Source organism: Coprococcus aceti (assembly GCF_025567285.1).
Lineage (GTDB): Bacteria > Bacillota > Clostridia > Lachnospirales > Lachnospiraceae > Coprococcus > Coprococcus aceti.
On sequence record NZ_JAOQJT010000003.1, the window covers coordinates 404,799 to 423,212 of the forward strand.

General features: G+C 45.7%; 16 protein-coding genes and 1 riboswitch. Of the genes, 13 read left to right on the forward strand and 3 right to left on the reverse strand.

The features are described 5' to 3' along the window. Positions 1 to 82: 82 nt before the first annotated feature. The gene (locus tag OCV54_RS06785) at positions 83 to 1,393 is read right to left on the reverse strand and encodes an MATE family efflux transporter (protein ID WP_022216117.1); all 1,311 of its coding nucleotides are present in this window, start codon (positions 1,391 to 1,393) and stop codon (positions 83 to 85) included. A gap of 294 nt (positions 1,394 to 1,687) precedes the next feature. On the opposite strand from OCV54_RS06785, the gene OCV54_RS06790 reads away from it, so the two are divergent. The 13 genes from OCV54_RS06790 (at position 1,688) to OCV54_RS06850 (ending at position 13,492) form a co-directional block, all read left to right on the forward strand. Then, a complete protein-coding gene (locus OCV54_RS06790; RefSeq protein ID WP_022216116.1) occupies positions 1,688 to 2,146 on the forward strand; it encodes a GNAT family N-acetyltransferase in 459 nt (152 codons plus the stop codon). 54 nt (positions 2,147 to 2,200) lie between these two features. Next, positions 2,201 to 2,356, forward strand: a complete 156-nt coding sequence (locus OCV54_RS06795; RefSeq protein WP_156327906.1) for a hypothetical protein — start codon at positions 2,201 to 2,203, stop codon at positions 2,354 to 2,356. 43 nt (positions 2,357 to 2,399) lie between these two features. After that, a complete protein-coding gene (locus OCV54_RS06800; protein WP_055223190.1) occupies positions 2,400 to 2,873 on the forward strand; it encodes a YbaK/EbsC family protein in 474 nt (157 codons plus the stop codon). 79 nt (positions 2,874 to 2,952) lie between these two features. Next, the gene (locus OCV54_RS06805; protein ID WP_055223193.1) at positions 2,953 to 3,753 is read left to right on the forward strand and encodes an MBL fold metallo-hydrolase; all 801 of its coding nucleotides are present in this window, start codon (positions 2,953 to 2,955) and stop codon (positions 3,751 to 3,753) included. A gap of 139 nt (positions 3,754 to 3,892) precedes the next feature. Continuing rightward, positions 3,893 to 4,582, forward strand: a complete 690-nt coding sequence (gene pnuC, locus OCV54_RS06810) for a nicotinamide riboside transporter PnuC (RefSeq protein ID WP_022216111.1) — start codon at positions 3,893 to 3,895, stop codon at positions 4,580 to 4,582. A gap of 221 nt (positions 4,583 to 4,803) precedes the next feature. After that, entirely contained in the window at positions 4,804 to 5,313 is a 510-nt protein-coding gene (locus OCV54_RS06815; protein WP_055223195.1) for a GNAT family N-acetyltransferase, read from the forward strand. An 83-nt stretch (positions 5,314 to 5,396) separates the two neighbouring features. Further along, a riboswitch (TPP riboswitch) is annotated at positions 5,397 to 5,505 on the forward strand. Between the two features lie 360 nt (positions 5,506 to 5,865). Further along, complete coding sequence (thiC, locus tag OCV54_RS06820; RefSeq protein ID WP_055223196.1) at positions 5,866 to 7,176, forward strand: phosphomethylpyrimidine synthase ThiC; 1,311 nt, start codon at positions 5,866 to 5,868, stop codon at positions 7,174 to 7,176. A gap of 222 nt (positions 7,177 to 7,398) precedes the next feature. Next, positions 7,399 to 8,754 (forward strand): MATE family efflux transporter, encoded by a 1,356-nt coding sequence (locus OCV54_RS06825; protein ID WP_055223198.1) that lies wholly within the window; start codon positions 7,399 to 7,401, stop codon positions 8,752 to 8,754. Beyond that, on the forward strand, positions 8,751 to 9,599 hold the full coding sequence (locus tag OCV54_RS06830) for a YdcF family protein (protein WP_055223200.1): 849 nt from the start codon (positions 8,751 to 8,753) through the stop codon (positions 9,597 to 9,599). Before OCV54_RS06825 ends, OCV54_RS06830 begins: the two co-directional genes overlap by 4 nt. 216 nt (positions 9,600 to 9,815) lie before the next feature. Next, positions 9,816 to 10,643 (forward strand): transketolase, encoded by an 828-nt coding sequence (locus OCV54_RS06835; RefSeq protein ID WP_004850272.1) that lies wholly within the window; start codon positions 9,816 to 9,818, stop codon positions 10,641 to 10,643. Next, positions 10,640 to 11,578, forward strand: a complete 939-nt coding sequence (locus OCV54_RS06840; RefSeq protein ID WP_015533848.1) for a transketolase family protein — start codon at positions 10,640 to 10,642, stop codon at positions 11,576 to 11,578. Before OCV54_RS06835 ends, OCV54_RS06840 begins: the two co-directional genes overlap by 4 nt. A gap of 251 nt (positions 11,579 to 11,829) precedes the next feature. Further along, on the forward strand, positions 11,830 to 12,810 hold the full coding sequence (gene bioB / locus OCV54_RS06845) for a biotin synthase BioB (protein ID WP_055223202.1): 981 nt from the start codon (positions 11,830 to 11,832) through the stop codon (positions 12,808 to 12,810). A gap of 103 nt (positions 12,811 to 12,913) precedes the next feature. After that, positions 12,914 to 13,492, forward strand: coding sequence for a hotdog family protein (locus OCV54_RS06850; protein ID WP_015533850.1), 579 nt, complete (start codon positions 12,914 to 12,916; stop codon positions 13,490 to 13,492). An 89-nt stretch (positions 13,493 to 13,581) separates the two neighbouring features. Here the strand turns inward: OCV54_RS06850 and OCV54_RS06855 are convergent, their stop codons facing one another. Together OCV54_RS06855 and OCV54_RS06860 are read right to left on the reverse strand one after the other, a co-directional pair. Then, complete coding sequence (locus tag OCV54_RS06855) at positions 13,582 to 15,654, reverse strand: GH25 family lysozyme (RefSeq protein WP_055146437.1); 2,073 nt, start codon at positions 15,652 to 15,654, stop codon at positions 13,582 to 13,584. Between the two features lie 172 nt (positions 15,655 to 15,826). Beyond that, a complete protein-coding gene (locus OCV54_RS06860; RefSeq protein ID WP_055223204.1) occupies positions 15,827 to 18,409 on the reverse strand; it encodes a fibronectin type III domain-containing protein in 2,583 nt (860 codons plus the stop codon). Between the last annotated feature and the right edge of the window lie 5 nt (positions 18,410 to 18,414).

Below are 18,414 nucleotides of genomic sequence, written 5' to 3' on the forward strand. Positions count from 1 at the left end.
ACCCCCTAATCCCTATTTGTTAAAGTCAACACATTCATTATATCTAATATCGCCTAATTTGCATACACATTTAATGGCTACCCTACCTTGGGGATTGCCGCGCTAGAAATACCAGACTGACAGTAAGAGTCACAGCCTCGGTCACAGGTGCAGCAAACCACAAGCTGTTGCCTCCGATCAAAACTGGGAACGTCAGTATACACACGCTGCTGAGTATGATGTTTCGGAGCAGTGATATACACAGAGATTGCCCGGATTTCAGTATGGCCTGGAGATAGTAGGAGGTCATCAGGTTGATCCCAAATGGCACAAATGCAAAGAAGTACGCTCTGACACCAAGATCGGCAATGACACCAAGACCTTCATTCATATCTATAAACACACCGCAGAGCACCCTTGGAAAAAGTATTCCAAGAAGTGAGAACAGCACACCCATGATCAGGATGGTTGTGTAAGCCATTCTGTTTATGGCGTTTATTCTGCCTATGTTATTTGCTCCGTAGTTGGTCGAGATCACAGGTTGCACAGACTGACCAACTCCTGTGAACAGAGAATTGAACAGGATGACGCAGTTGGAGATGACGCTGTATATGGACAGGGCATTCTCGCCGCAGTACTTCAATATCTGTATGTTAAACAGCAGTACTATAAATCCATTTGCAAATTCATTGAAAAAGCTCGGGATACCGGCTGTCACGATATTCTTCATGCTGTTCAGGAGCCTGTGTGGCATTATGAAACGCAGCTCATTCTTCTTGCTGAGAAAATGTGATGAGGCGACAAGTATCTGGATCAGCATACCGATTACGGAGGCAAGTGCGGCTCCGCTGATTCCCTGCTTCAGTGGGAATACCAGTACAATGTCCATCACGATATTGAACACTCCACCCAGCAGGACGCCTGCCATGGCGCGGTTCGGATCATTGTCAGCCCTCACAAATATAGCTACGAAGTTGGAAAATACTGCAACCGGCAGGAATATATTTATATAGTGCATGTATGACATGGCATATGGGTATAGAGTGGCATTTGCACCCATGAGCCTCAGCAGTGATGGCATGCATGTTACGTACAGTATCCACAGCAGTGCGGTGACTGCTGCGATCATCATGAATGACACGGTGAAGTAGCGGTTAGATTTCACTGTGTTGCCACTTCCTCTGTGCACGCTCATCTGTACTGATCCACCTACGCCAAAGAGAATTCCGGTTGACATAAGTATGCACAGCAGAGGCGTTGTGATGCTCAGAGCGGCCAGGGCATCAGTTCCAACACCTTTGCCGATGACGATGGCATCAGTCAGGGTGTATATGGACATGACCATGGCACTTCCAAGGGAGGGAATGAGGAATTTGAAGTAAAGCTTTTTCAGATTGTCTCTTAACAGGTCCATTTGTAAATCTCCTTAACAAAAATAGTTTATAATTGAAAATCATTGAAAATCGGAAAGGCACATGATCGCGGGGACACATTAACCTGCCAGCCGCATAAAAAAAGAGCCAGATAAGATAAAGTATCTTATCTGGCTCATGAAAATTCTGATATGTTTTTATCGCGATTCATGTTCCATCCGGGAATCCTGCATCTGCAGAACACCTTGCAAGGTATATTAATATTCAACATACCGTCCGACTTGTGTTATTATAGCAGGAGGCATAAAAATGTCAAGGAGTAATAAGGGGGTATTATGGAGTATAGAGTGACAGATGCAAATGATATAGATATGCTGATGGATGTCAGATTGCCCATGCTTAGGATAGTCAATGATCTTCCTGCTGATTACATATTTGATGATGAATTGGTGGTGAGCAGCAGAAGGTATTTTCTTGAGGGTGATCAGACAACAGTTGTAGCTGTCGATGACGGAAGATGTGTGGCGTGTGCCAGTATGTCTTATATTGAAATAATGCCAACATTTTCTCACCCATCAGGAAAGAGAGCACATCTCATGAATGTATATACAGAAGAGCACTATCGGAGAAGAGGAATCGCCAGGCATCTTGTGAATATGCTTATAGAGGACGCGCGCGTACATGGTGCCACGGAGATAAGCCTTGATGCCACGGAAAGCGGCAGACCGCTGTATGAATCAGTGGGATTTAAGGCATCTGAGGAGTGCATGGCTATAGATATACAGCAATTATGATGCTTTGGATAATATACGGTTTACATACATATATTTACGGAGACAGACATAGCTATGGAGGTAAGAGATAGCATAGAAAAAAGACGCAGTATTAGAAAGTTTAAAGACATCCCAGTGGAGCCGGCGATTATAAGACAGCTTATCGAGGTGCGGCGATCCAGAACCTGTTGCAGAGAATCCGGAGATGCGGCCTGGAAAGAAAATGGATGAAGTGCTAGAATACAGATAATTACAACAAGGAGGACGTACAGCCATGTCACTGGAAAAGGCAGAAAAGTTTCTTGAAGATAAAGGATATGGAGACAGGATCATACTTATGGACGCTCCGACGTCAACTGTTGCCATGGCGGCGGAGGCGCTTGGAGTTGAGCCGGGCATGATCGCTAAGACCATGGCGTTCATACAGGATGACAAGATAGTACTCATACTCACCGAGGGCATAGCCAGAGTTGACAATAGGAAATATAGAGACAGATTCCACGTCAAGGCGAAGATGGTGCCATTTGATAGCGTGGAGGAGCTTGTCGGACATGCACCGGGCGGAGTGTGTCCATTTGGAATAAATCTGGGGATAGATGTATACCTTGATGAGAGCCTCAAGAGATACGAGAGGGTTTTTCCTGCGGCGGGCAATGACCACAGTGCAGTGAATCTCACCATCTCTGAGCTTGAGGATGCATCTGGGGCTGCCGGCTGGGTTGATGTGTGCAAGGAGCCGGAGAAGTAAGCTGTTAATCAGGTTAATATGAGTCTGCGGATGGTGCTTATTATACGAATTAAGTATTTGGGAAAGGAAGAATGGGTGTATGGACATAACGATGCTTGGAACAGGAAGTGCACTTGTGACAGAGTGTTATAATACATGCTTTGTGCTGTCAGATGGAGACGAACATTTTCTAGTGGATGGCGGCGGTGGTAACGGCATACTGTCACAGCTTAAGAAAGCGGGTTTTAACTGGCAGGACATGAGGACAATATTTGTGACGCATAAACATATGGATCATATACTCGGCGCGGTGTGGATGATCCGCATGATATGCCAGCATATGAAAAAAGGTTCGTATGAAGGCGAAGCCGTTATATACGGACATGACGAGGTCATCGCTTTACTTAGGGAGATGGCAATGCAACTTCTTAATAAGAAGGAGACAGTATATATTGGTGACAGACTTCATCTGGTTGAGGTGAATGACGGCGATACGAAAGAGATAATGGGCAAAAAGGTCACATTTTTTGATACTGGTTCAACTAAGACAAAGCAATTTGGATTCTGTATGGATATGGGTGATGGCGCGAAAATTACGTGCTGCGGAGACGAGCCTTACAATGATTGTGAGGAGAAGTATGCGAGAGGCAGCAAATGGCTGCTCCATGAGGCATTCTGCCTGTATTCCGAGGCGGATATATTTGATCCATACGAGAAACATCACTCAACAGTCAAGGATGCCTGTGAACTTGCAGAAAAGATTGAAGTTCAGAATCTGTTGCTATATCATACAGAGGATAAAAATATAACACATAGAAAAGGATTGTACGTGGCAGAGGGCAAAAGGTATTACAGTGGCAACCTGCATGTGCCAGATGATTTGGAGAAAATAAGACTTTAGAGATGGGCAGGAAAGAATATAGTCAAAATCTGAGAGAAATTAGAAGATGAATGACTTTCTTGAACAATAGAATTGTTTGAAAATTCAGGCAACTAGAAAAGAGTTTGCTAAAGATAGGCGATAAAAAGGAGAGATCGAAATGTACAATCCAATAAAAGAACTGACTAAGCGGGAATGGCTTATCTGGCTGAGTTCCCTGGCTATAGTGCTGGTGTCGAATCTTCTCACTGCAGATCTGGACATACTCACACTTGCGGCGGCACTCATAGGTGTGACATCGCTTATATTTGCGGCAAAGGGAAATGTGTGGGCGCAGATATTGATGGTCGTATTCAGCATATTATACGGTATCATATCCTTCAGGTTCCGTTATTGGGGGGAGATGATAACCTACCTCGGGATGACGATGCCGATGGCGGTGTGGTCAGCCATAACATGGTTTAAGAATCCATCGGAGGGCAACAGCAGTGAGGTAGCCATACAGAAACTGACACGCAGGCATGTGATATGGCTCACTGTCAGCACAGTGCTTGTAACGGTTGTATTCTACTATATACTCATGATACTTGACACGCCGAATATAGTATTCAGCACAATATCCATAGTCACAAGTTTCCTGGCGGCTGCGCTCACCATGCTGAGATCGTCATACTATGCGGTGGGATATGCGGCAAATGATGTAGTACTCATAGTATTATGGGTTCTCGCATCTTTTGAGAATCCGTCATATATTCCTGTAGTTGTAAACTTCGTCATATTCTTTGTGAACGACATGTATGGATTTGTGAGCTGGAAAAAGAGAGAAGTGAGGCAGGCTGTGGATATGTAGCAGATAAAGGAGGTGCAATTTGCAACATAAATAGACAGTAGTACAATGTTTAAAGTGCTGACAGCTATATGCCCATAACTGTCAGCACCATAATCTGATTATTATTGCTGAATATCGGCAATATACACTGTTTTGATGTATACATAGTGCGCTGCCAGACAGAACGATATAATAATAAATAGAACATAAGTGAAATCTTATCATAATAGGAGGACGCATAGATGAATATAAACATAAGAGAGTACATGGCAGCAGATGCAAAGTCAGCATCAGAGATCTGGAACCAGGTTGTGGATGATGGCGTGGCATTTCCACAGGAGAAAGTCCTGACACCGGAATCAGGAGATGCATTTTTCAAAGAGCAGACATATACCGGTATCGCCGAGAACTCAGAGAGTGGTGAGGTGGTAGGACTCTACATACTTCATCCGAACAACGTGGGAAGATGCGGACATATATGTAACGCCAGCTATGCCGTGAGACGCGATATCCGCGGTGAGCACATAGGAGAAAAGCTTGTGCTTGACTGTATATCCATGGCAAAGAAGAAAGGCTTTAGAGTGCTCCAGTTCAATGCCGTAGTAGCATCAAATGTACATGCACTCCATCTGTATAAAAGGATTGGTTTTACTCCGCTGGGAGTCATACCGGGAGGCTTCAGAATGCCGGATGGACATTACGAGGATATCATTCCGCACTATTATGACCTTAGAAAAGATGCAGATCAGTAATGAGTTGCAGCATATGGTGTAACATCACAGAAAAATATGTTGATGTTACAATCTGACAGCGGTATACTTGTTGTCAGAGAATTGGATAGTATATGGGGAGCTGGCGAGTTAGCCGGCTGAGAGGAGGCTGAACGCTTCGACCCACAACCTGATGCGGATAATGCCGCCGTAGGGATACGTTTGATACATACATAATGATGTAAGAAAGAAGAGACGCATTCCTGTGTCTCTTTTTATTTTCATAAGGAGGGGCCCACGTAAGTGGGAGGATTCCTTGTGAAGTACGCAGACGCCGCGCGTAAGCGCCTTTCATGCGTCTGCTCCTTTATAAGGAGGGGCCCACGTAAGTGGGAGGATTCCTTGTGAAGTACGCAGACGCCGCGCGTAAGCGCCTTTCATGCGTCTGCTCCTTTATAAGGAATAATCTACATGAGTGGGATATTCCTTAAGTGGCTGATTGGGGGCACCACCTTCCGCCACTATAAAAGTGTAAGAGAAACAAATATTAGATCTGGAACAGATTTATAAAGCCGGATCAGATTGGAGGAACAGATGAGAAATTACACAACACAGATGGACGCAGCAAGAAAAGGCATAGTAACTCCTGAGATCGAGAAAGTTGCCGAGAAAGAGCATATGTCCACTGAGGCGCTGATGAAACTGGTAGGAGAGGGCAAGGTAGCGATACCTGCCAACAAGAAGCACACATGCTTAAACCCAGAGGGAGTTGGAAGCATGCTGAGGACCAAGATCAATGTCAATCTTGGCGTGTCAAGAGACTGCAAGGATTATGGTATCGAGATGCAGAAGGTTATGAGTGCTGTCGAGATGGGAGCAGAGGCGATCATGGATCTGTCAAGCCACGGCAATACACAGCCGTTCAGACAGAAGCTCACTTCAGAGTGTCCGGCTATGATAGGAACTGTGCCGGTATATGACAGCGTTATACACTATCAGAGAGACCTTGCGACACTGACAGCACAGGATTTCATCGATGTGGTACGTCTTCATGCGGAGGATGGAGTTGATTTTGTGACTCTCCACTGCGGAATAACAAGAAAGACAATCGAACAGATCAAGAAAAATAAGAGAAAGATGAATATAGTCAGCCGTGGCGGCAGTCTTGTATTTGCATGGATGACCATGACAGGCAATGAGAATCCGTTCTACGAGTATTTTGACCAGATCCTTGATATATGCGAGGAATACGATGTGACGGTATCACTTGGAGATGCATGTCGTCCGGGATGTCTTGCGGACGCAACGGATGTATGTCAGATAGAGGAGCTTGTCAGACTTGGAGAGCTGACAAAGCGCGCGTGGGATCATAATGTACAGGTTATGGTTGAGGGCCCTGGTCATGTGCCACTCAATCAGATTGCAGCCAACATGGAAGTTCAGAAGACACTCTGTATGGGCGCACCATTCTACGTACTTGGACCTCTTGTCACAGATATAGCACCGGGATACGATCACATCACAAGTGCCATAGGCGGAGCGGTCGCAGCCATGAACGGCGCAGCATTCCTCTGTTACGTAACACCAGCAGAGCACCTTGCCCTGCCAAATGTAGACGATGTTAAGCAGGGAATCGTAGCCTCCAAGATAGCAGCCCATGCGGCAGATATAGCAAAGGGGATACCTGGAGCGAGGGATATAGATGACAAGATGGCGGATGCGAGACGTGTCCTCGACTGGGATACACAGTTTGCATGTGCCATAGATCCTGAGACCGCAAAGGAGATCAGGGACAGCAGAAAGCCTGATGACGAGTACAGCGACACGTGCAGTATGTGCGGCAAGTTCTGTGCTGTCAGATCAATGAACAAGGCGTTGTCAGGGGAATACATAGATATACTGTAATTACCAAGAAACTTAAAATATAAAAAGATTCGGCAGTATATGTCCATCTCGGCATGTACTGTCGTTTTTATATGCATAACATGATAGAAAATATATGGGAATAAGTACAAAAAACGGGTGTTCAGCCGAAGATGTTTACTATTTTGCCTATTGTAATGCCGGGTGAACGAGTTTAGAATAAAACCGAAAACAGGAGTAAATTATAGAAAAGAAGGGAAAAAAGTGAACAAAGATCTTACTGTGGGAAGGCCAGAATCAGTGTTATGGAGATTCTGCCTTCCACTTTTTGGAAGTGTAATATTTCAGCAGCTTTACAACATAGCGGACAGCTTTGTGGCGGGGCAGTTCATAGGAGAAAATGCTCTGGCGGCGGTCGGCAACAGCTATGAGATAACACTTATCTTCATAGCATTTGCATTTGGATGCAATATAGGCTGTTCGGTCATAGTATCCCAGCTGTTCGGGGCAAAGAAATACAGCGAGATGAAGACTGCGGTCTGGACTACTCTCATAGCAAGCGCGGTACTTGTGGCGGTTCTCATGCTGGTTGGATTTCTGCTTGGAGAGAGACTGCTGGCACTTATTGATACCCCGGATGAGCTGATGAGAGATTCGCTTACTTATCTGAACATATACATATTGGGCGTGCCATTTTTGTTCTTCTACAACATAGCGACAGGAATATTCTCCGCGCTGGGCGACTCGAGAACACCATTCATATTTCTTGCCATCTCATCGGTGTCCAATATAGCCGTTGATATACTGTTTGTAAAGACATTTGAGATGGGAGTAAATGGAGTTGCGTGGGCTACATTCATCTGTCAGGGCGTGAGCGCTGTACTTGCGATAATAGTTGTGTTCAGACGTCTGGCGGCAGTTCGCACTGAGGGGAAGGTCCGTGTATTTTCAGGAAGCATGCTGGGCAAGATAGCAGTCATAGCCATACCGAGCATACTTCAGCAGAGCTTTATCTCAGTTGGAAATATAATTATTCAGAGCGTCATCAATGGATTTGGAGCCTCTGTCATAGCGGGATATGCGGCGGCTGTAAAGCTCAACAATCTCGTCATAACGTCATTTACAACACTTGGAAATGGAATATCCAACTATACCGCACAGAATCTTGGCGCGGGTAAGATCGACAGGATAGGACAGGGACTTAAAGCTGGAATAAAACTCATATGGGGACTATGCATACCATTTGCGGTTTTGTACTTCTTCTTTGGCCGTTATGGCATGTATCCATTTATGGAGAACAGGACAGGACTTGCCCTTGACACGGGAGTCACGTATCTCAGGATACTGGCGCCGTTCTACTTTGTAGTATCGGCAAAACTTGTAGCTGATGGAATACTAAGGGGAACAGGCATGATGGGCAGATTCATGACATCGACGTTTACGGATCTGATACTCAGAGTGGTGCTGGCGATAGTGCTGTCAAGAGTTATAGGTTCCGCCACAGGAATATGGCTGGCCTGGCCGATAGGCTGGACTATAGCAACAGTCATGTCACTGTTATTCTGTGTGAATGGTATTAAGAAGCTGAAAAGAGAAAAAACAGGGAGGATAGATAGATGACAGATAAAATGACTCAGAAGAGCCATGAAGATATGAGTAAAGAAATAAACAAAGATGGTGTGGCGGTGCGTACACGGGGATATCATATATGGAGAGTTATATTCTGTATAATAGGCGTGCTGGGAATGCTGATGTTCATATATCCGGTGTTCAGAGGTTGCCATGTGAATATAGGAACCCTGCTGGGAACAGGCGTGTTTGCACTTCTCACATTGTATGGAGTATTCAGGGCAAAGATAGACAAATCTGTCAGAAAGCTTTGGGATAAAAAAGCAGGAAAGATATGCTTAAGTTTCGTGCTTGCACTTGTCACTGCTGCGCTTGCCCTTGTTGTGGTCATCACTTATCACATGGTCTATGCGGCTCATGTAAAGCCTAAACAGGATGCCACAGTCGTAGTGCTCGGATGCGCAGTTAGAGGCGGTGGACCAAGCCTTATGCTGAGGGAGAGACTTATAGCAGCACAGGATTATCTTGAGGAGAACCCGGAGGCCGTATGCGTTGTATCCGGTGGACAGGGCGCAGATGAGAGCATGTCGGAAGCTCAGTGCATGTATGAATACCTTACAGAGCACGGAATTGCTCCGGAGAGAATATATATGGAAGACAAGTCCACGTCCACAAGGGAGAACATAAAGTTTTCGGCTGAGATCATCAGACAGAACGGACTGCCGGACAAGATGAATATAGTGACAAATGAATTCCACGAGTACAGGGCAAAGCGTATAGCGGACAAACAGGGCATAGAGACGGGCTCCATAGCCGGAAGCACTGCATGGTGGTTGCTTCCGACATACTATGTCAGGGAGATGGCAGGCATACTGTATGAGTGGATCAGTGGCTGATACGTGGACAGGTGCGCTGCAAGGCGGACAAAGTGAATACAATGATCCGCCGGACACCCATGCAGGTATATTTGGTCGAAATGCACAGATAACCTTGAAAAAACCTTGTAATATTTCTTGAAAAATGCATGTAAAAACGTACTTCTAAATAGAAGAAATTATGTTATAATGGCTCTGTATGATACAAATACAGTATCCAGTTAAAAGGAGAATGAGATGAACAAATTAGAACTTCAGAAAAAAGCTGTAGAAGTTCGCAAGGGCATTGTTACAGGTGTATACAATGCAAAGAGCGGACATCCAGGCGGCTCATTATCAGCAGCAGACCTGTTTACTTATCTTTATTTCGAGGAGATGAATGTGGATCCTAAGAATCCTGAGGACGAGAATCGTGACAGATTCGTGCTCTCAAAGGGACACACAGCTCCGGGCTACTACGCAGCACTTGCGTTAAAAGGCTTTTTCCCAATAGAAGACTTAAAGACACTCAGACATGTTGGATCTTACCTTCAGGGACATCCTGACAAGAAGCACACTCCAGGAGTGGATATGTCATCAGGATCACTGGGACAGGGACTTTCAGTTGCAGTAGGTATGGCACTTGCAGCCAAGATGCAGGGCAAGGATTACAGAACATACTGTCTCTGCGGTGATGGAGAGATCCAGGAGGGACAGATATGGGAGGCAGCTATGTTCGCAGGACATAGAAAGCTTGACAATCTGTGCGTTATAGTAGATAACAACAATCTTCAGATTGACGGAACGGTTGAGGATGTATGTTCACCATATCCTATAGATGAGAAGTTCAAGGCATTCAACTTCCATGTTATCAATATCAATGGCAATGACTTTGACGAGATCGACAGGGCATTTGCTGAGGCAAAGTCCCACAAGGGTGAGCCTACAGCGATCATCGCTCACACGATCAAGGGCAAGGGTGTATCATTCATGGAGGACAAGGCCGGCTGGCATGGAAAGGCTCCAAATGAAGAAGAGTATAAGATCGCCATGGAAGAACTTGAGAAGGAGGCTGCAGCATTATGATAGAGAATAAAGCAATCGCAACCAGAGAGAGCTATGGCAATGCCTTAGTAGAGATCGCAAAGGAGCACGATGATCTTGTTGTTTTAGATGCAGACCTTGCAGAGGCAACCAAGACAGTTATTTTTAAGAAAGCTTATCCTGAGCGACACGTTGACTGTGGCATCGCGGAGGCGAACATGGCAGGAATAGCTGCCGGAATGTCAACATGCGGATACGTTCCATTTATGAGTTCATTTGCAATGTTCGCTGCAGGACGTGCATTTGAGCAGGTGAGAAATACCATCGGCTACCCACATCTGAATGTGAAGATCGGTGCAACCCACGCAGGAATCTCAGTAGGTGAGGATGGAGCAACACATCAGTGCTGTGAGGATATCGCACTCATGAGAGAGATACCAGGCATGGTTGTCATTAACCCATGTGACGATGTAGAGGCAAGAGCAGCAGTGAAAGCTGCATACGAGTATGTTGGACCTGTATATCTCAGATTTGGAAGACTGGCAGTTCCAGTACTCAATGATGAGAGCACATATAAGTTTGAGATTGGCAAAGGGGTTAAGCTCAAGGACGGCAAGGACATATCTATCATAGCTACAGGACTTTGTGTATCTGAGGCTGTGAAGGCTGTGGATATGCTCGCTGCTGACGGTATAGATGCTGAACTCATCAACATCCACACTATCAAGCCTATCGATGAGGATATCATCGCTGAGACAGCTCAGAAGACAGGAAGAGTGTTCACAGTTGAGGAGCACTCCATCATAGGTGGTCTCGGAAGTGCTGTTGCAGAGGTGCTTGCTGAGAAGTGTCCTACAAAGCTGACAAGGATCGGTGTGAGAGATACATTTGGTGAGTCAGGCCCTGCAAAGGAACTGCTTCACAAGTATGAGCTTGATGCCGAGGGTATCTACAAGCAGATCAAGGCTGCGCTGTAATCCTAATGTGATCATTTGGAGACATAACAGAGAACACAAGATAAATAGCTGATACTAAATATCTGTGAAAGATATAGAGAGTTATATACAGATGGGGGAGCCTGCCGGTGGCAGGCTCTTTCCATATATACATATGAACTGTCAGATGGGCGGTAGACACTGCAGACATCCGGCAGATTCTGTGATTTACATACACAAGGGCTGAAGACCAGATGAAACTGGGAACTTTACAGAAAAGAGGTAGGAATCATATGGGCAGAGAGTATGTAGAGGAGCTTAAGAACCGCGTGCTGAATGGTGGAGCGGAGATCACATATGATGAGGCTCTAAAGCTTGCACATGAGGATCTGGATATACTGGCGGCTTCAGCAAATGAGATAAGAGAGTATTTCTGCGGAGACCGGTGCGATGTGTGTTCGGTCATAAGCGTGAAGGAGGGCAGATGCACAGAGAACTGTAGATACTGTGCACAGTCCAGGATAGCGAAGAAGGATATACCAGAGATAAATCTGCTTGGTAATGAAGCGGTTACTGAGGGTGCATCGATTGACTATGACAAGGGAAGCTTCAGGTACTGCCTTGTGGCTGAGGGCAGGAGACTTTCAAAGCGGGAGGTTGAGCTTGCTGAGAAAACGGTCAAGGATATACACGACAATGTGGATATCAACATATGCGCGTCATTTGGCCTGCTGGATCAGGAGGACTTCACGAAGCTTAAGGGTGCGGGACTATCGATGATACATAACAACCTTGAGACCTCTCCGGCATATTTCCCGGAGGTGTGTACCAGTCACACACAGGAACAGAAGAAGGCGACAATACGCGCTGCAAAGGGTGCGGGACTCATGGTGTGCAGTGGCAGTCTGTTCGGCATGGGCGAGACACTTGAGGATAGGGTGGCACTTGCATTTGAACTCAGAGAGCTTGGCGTGGATTCGGTTCCGATGAACCTCCTCAATCCGAGGGAGGGAACGCCGTTCTATGACAAGACACCTCTCACTGAGGAGGAGTACGTCAGAACGATAGCGGTATACAGATTTGTCATGCCAAAAGTCATGATAAGGCTTGCGGCCGGAAGAGGAAGATATGAGGACAACGGCGAGGCTGCACTTGCAGCCGGGGCAAATGCGGTCATAAGCGGTGACTTCCTGACCACCGATGGCACATCATTTGACCTTGACTTTGACATGATAAGAAGAAACGGATTTGTCACGGACAGAAAACATTCATAGACATTAGTGGGTGCTCCGTGCGCAAGGCAATTGGATGAGAAGGATTAACTGCACGCAAATAAGAGAATATAACAGGCAGAATAAGTTTTAGAAGGAGAATTATATGAAGATTTATGACAGGATCATGGGACTTGGAACAAAGATGACAGACATGGATGCATCCACATATCAGGGCGCATTCATAGGCAAGATATCCTACACAGTAGACAGAGCGAAGGCAGAGGCTGCCGATAGCATCACATATGAGTATGGTGATGTTAAGGAGAACGCATTCATGTACATACTCTCTATCCTTGGAAAGGTAGAGGGAGAAGAGACTCCTGTTGAGAAGATGACCATCACACTCGTAAAGGCATCAGACAAGGAGAAGGAGATCAAGAGAGTGGAGAAGACGGATTATGAGGACGAGAAGCCATTTCACACATTTACAAAGGAAGAGGTTTATGCATTCAGCAAGGAGACAGGAGACGAGAATAAGATCCACCTCACAGACCATCCTGTAGTTCAGGGAATGTTGCTTCTCCGCACAGCAGCATGTGCACACGAGGACCTGAAGAGACTTGACGTTAAGTTTGTAGAGCCTTCATACGCAGAGGAAGAGCTCATGTGGGGCAGCAATGGCAGAGAGCTTGTGCTTTATGCAGATGGCTATGTAAAGGCTTCATTCAAGGTTGTGAAATAGTTTCCGCTAACAGACGATCATTATGATAGATACAAAATAGGCGTCATACCTGATCAGGTATGATGCCTATTTTGTTGTTTGAATTAAGACTAGTTTATTCTTATGAAATCGGATCTTACATATCCGGTGTATTTCTTTGAGCCCTTGGTGTAAGTGATCTTATACCACGCATTCTTGCCGGAATATTTGCAGCCGCTGATCTTGACCTTTGATCCTCTGGCAAGTTCCCGGATGATACGTTTGTTGGTTCCTGCCCCTGCCCTGAGACGGACCTGGCTGTCAATGACTGTTCCGCTCAATGAGCTGGCTTTTGCGGGAGCTTTTGAAATGTCGCCATATACTATCGAACCATTGACATTCTTATATGCAAGAATCCTGTAGCCGAAGCCACTCTTCAAAGCAGGAAGTATACAACTGGTTGTTTTGTAAGAGGATATTTTCTTTACTCTTGTGTATTTGTTATGGGCAATATCATATTTGTATATGATGTAGCCGGATACATTTGAAAGCTTCTGCCAGTGCAGACAGCGATACGAACCGATAGGAGTATACTTAAATGAAGATGTAAAGGTTCGTGGCTTTGTACATTTGCTGAACTCCAGGCGGTTGCTGTACATGATCACACCGTTGTATTCATAATACGCCCTCACGCCGAATTTGTATGTTGTGGCGGGAGAAAGTCCGGTAAAGTTATAACTTCTGGATTCGTCGCCTATGCATCTTGCAATTCTGTCATATTTACCAGTGGACGTGTTGTATTTGTACACGAAATAGCCTGTGACTCCGGAAATCTTGCTCCAGCGGACATTAATGGAACTGGAAGTCCTGTCTGCTATTGCGGCCTGGGTAGGCATGTCCGGGGCGGTATCGAAGATTGGAGGTTCAGGATCTGTCGATGCAGTTACAGCTTCTGCATAGGTGGCGGTGCAGCTATATTCTTGCGAGTAAGCTCCGTATACAGTGCCGGTATTTAATTTATGGTATCCGCGCACCATGTAGGTATATTTTTTACCGCTGGTGAGACCGTTATCAGTGTAGGTCAGAGTTCCAGCCCCCTTTGTTGTTCCGATCGACACATATTTTCCTTCGGCCTCATCGTAACGAACTATTTGATAACCATATACCTCCGGAACCTTATTCCATGTGAGGGTTATGGATGAGTTGGTCGATGACTTAAATGTGAGTTCTGTAGGTGCTGCCGGTGTATTTACATATTTGAAATCGAGATCCGTCGGATAGCTTATTCCGGCGACGGTTCCGTTGTCATCGTACTGCCAATATGAATGAGTGGCGGTCAGCGTGTCTGAATCGTTGTACTGCGCATTCCATATCGGGTATTTGTTGTTTATACTGGTGATCTTCATGTCATCGGTTATAACACTTTTGCTCGCATACAGCATGCCCACGTAGCCGCTTGCTTCCACTGTACTGCAAAAAGTGTTGATGACCGTGGTGGCAGCACTTTTGGACAGGTGCGCATTGTAGAGCCTGCCGGTCAGTCCACCCTCCCATGCGTATTCGTAGTCCATGACGATGGGAAGTGTCAGGTTGTAAGAGGATACGATGTTCAAGGTGTATGCCGCCTCCTGCCTGGCCTCGGTGGCGTTTATGGCCTGAGAGTAGAAGTACGCTCCGACATCAATCCCTGCCGCAGTTGCATTCTTGACATTCTCAGCAAATTTGGAGTCGACGAAATATGCACCTGAGCCATAGTACCTTCCTCCAGCCCTGATAAAGGCAAATGTAACGCCGCTGGATTTTACCTTTCTCCAGTTGATGGAACCGTTCCACTCCGATACATCTATCCCCTTCATGACAGTGGAGTTCTTGAACTGGGATGCGTGTGTATATGTTGTCGATGAGAGCGTGGCAACACCATAAGGATTAGCGCTGTCTGACTGCTTTTGCAACTGCCTTATCGTCTCAGGATCGTTGCCGTAAAGACTATATATGTGGTCGATCTCGGCATCGCTCAACTGAGTGTAGTCAAAGTTACCTTCATCCACAACCTCCTGGACCTCAGATCTGGTCGATGATGTTGAGATGGTGGAGGTGTCAGCCGCGTATACTGTGGCAGAGTCGAAGATATTATCTGCCGCAGTCAGTATAAATATTCCAAGGGAAATAATAAAAAGTTGTTTAGATAATCGTTTTATTCTCATGTAAGCCTCCTAATACAAATGTTACGATTATATTACAAAAAGATTATTAAAATATTATTAATAAAAGGCCTGCATGAGAAAAATATTGAGAAAAAATATAAAAAAAATAGGGAAAAGCAGGAGATACATAGTATGTATGCTTTTCCCTATTTTAATTGTATAAGAATCAGAATTACTTGACACGTATGAAATCAGATCTTATATAGCCCGTATATTTTCTGGAGCCTCTGGTGTATGTGACCTTATACCAGATATATCTTCCAGACTTTGCGTAGCCGGAGATCTTGACCTTTGAACCCCTTGCAAGCGTTCTGACTACTCTGCTGTTTGTTCCGGCTTTTGCACGGAGGTTTACGCTGCTGTCAGTGATCGTTCCGGTAAGAGATGTATTCTTGATCGGTGCTTTTGAAATTGCACCGTAGTATATCTTGCCGTTGTACTTCATGTAAGCAAGAACACGGTAACCGTAGCCTCTTCTGAGGTTAGGAACAAAACAGAAATTTGTCTTGTTGGATGTTATCTTCTTAACTCTTGTGTATTTGTTTGCCTTCTGATCATACTTGTATACGATGTAGCCGTCAGCGTATGACAGCTTTGACCACTGGAGGAATCTCTGCGATCCAAGTGGTGTGTATTTGAAGGATGACGTAAAGGTTGCCGGGAGAGTGCAGGAGCTGAAATCCTTGCGGTCACTGAAGCCTGTGAATCCATTCCGCTCTGTGTATGCTCTCACTCCAAATTTGTATTCTGTTCCGGCTTTAAGTCCTGTAAATGTGTATGTTCTGTTGCTGCTTCCGCTGATACGTGCCACCTGCTCAAATGACTTGCTGGACGTATTATATTTGTATACCGTGTAGCCCGTGGCATCAGATATCTGTGTCCATCTTATGGTCACGGAATTGGCTGTCCTTGATGCGGTTGCGATCTGGGAAGGAACAGCAGGTCCGGTAAATCCGCTCACTGCGCTGGCTGTCTCTGTGTAGTGGTATGTTCCATTTTTCTTGTAATATGCACATACCGTGTAGCTGTACTCAGTTGAATGAGGAAGTCCCTTGTGTGTGTATGTGTCAGTAGACTTGGAAGAGATCTTTGCAAGCCTTGTCCAAGTAGCATTGGATGGCTCCCATACATATACGATGTATCCGTCAACATTTTCCTGCTTATTCCACTTCAGTGTAAGTGAGCTTGTGTAGGCTGAAGTGATCTTGAGCCCTGTAACCTCGCCTGGGTCGGTGGTTATGGCCTTGGCATCTGACAGAACGTGCCAGATGGTGTTGGTATCAGTTGTTGTGTATGCGCGTACCTTGTAGTTATATTTTGTGCCAGGATTGAGCTGGCTGTCGGTAACCTCGCAGTCGTCAGGAGAATTGGTCGTGGCAATCGTCTCGTAGCTGCCTGATGAACCGTTGCTTCTGTATACTCTGTATCCTGTTGCTGCAGGGATAGGTGACCATGAAAGTTTTACAGATGTAGGCGCTGTAACTGCAGCCGCAAAGTTCTCTATGGTATCAGCTATTGTAATGCCGGTACACTCTGCTGAGTAGGCTCCGTAGATGGCTCCTGAGCTCAATTTGTAATATCCGCGTACCTTGTATGTATACTTTTTACCGTCCTGAAGATTCTTATCTGTAAATGTAGTCGTTCCGGCACCCTTGGCAATTCCCACGGAGACGTATTTATCTTCGGAGCTGTCGTAACGTACTATCTGGTAAGCATAGACCTCAGGGATCTTCGTCCATGTCAGTGTGATAGTGGAGTCTGTGCACGCTGACTGTGTCAGAGATGAAGGCGCGGCAGGAGATTTGACATATCTGAAATTCATATCAGTTGCATTGCTGATTCCTGACACCTTGCCGACGTCGCTGTACTGCCAGTATGAATGTTTCACTGTGAGAGTGTCCGTGTCGTTGTACTGGGCATTCCATATAGGATATGACTGTGCGATCGAAGATGCGTTCATGTCGTCTGTGATGACAGTCTTGCTGGCGTAGATCATGCCTACGTAGCCCTTTGATTCAACTGCCGCACAGAATGCTTTTATGACATGTGTAGCTGCACTCTTGGAAAGGTGGGCGTTGTACAGACGACCGCTCAGACCTCCATCTTCCCATGCGTATTCATAATCCATGACAACGGGATAAGTTATGTTGTAGCCTGAGATCAGGTCGGTAGTGTATTTGGCTTCTGTCTTGGCCTCCGATGTGCTGATGGCCTGTGAGTAGAAGTACACACCCACGTCAACACCTGCATTCAGTGCATTTTTGATATTATCCTTGTATGTAGAATCGATGAAATATTTTCCTGAACCGTAGTAGCGTCCACCCACACGTATGAATGCGTAGGATATTCCTGCGGCTTTAACCTTTTTCCAGTTGATGTTGTCGCCGTTCCACTCGGATACGTCTATGCCCTTGATGACTTTGTAGCCATCGAACATGGAAGAGTGGGTATATCTGGCACTCAGCGTAGCTATATCGCCGGTGGCGTTGTAATCGGATTGACGCTGGAGCTGTTTGATGGTTTCGGGATCGTTATTATACAACTCGTATATGTGATCGATCTCTGTACCGTCCAGCTCTGTGTAGTCGAAGTTTCCATCGTCCACCACCTGCTGTACATCCTCCCTCGTTGATGTAACGCTTATGTCGGACATGTTTGCGGCATAGGCTGTTTCGGGCACGTTGCCGGCAAATGCGAATACACTTATACCCAGAGCAGCGCCCAGAATTATCCTGGTAAATTTTCTGATAATCATGAATT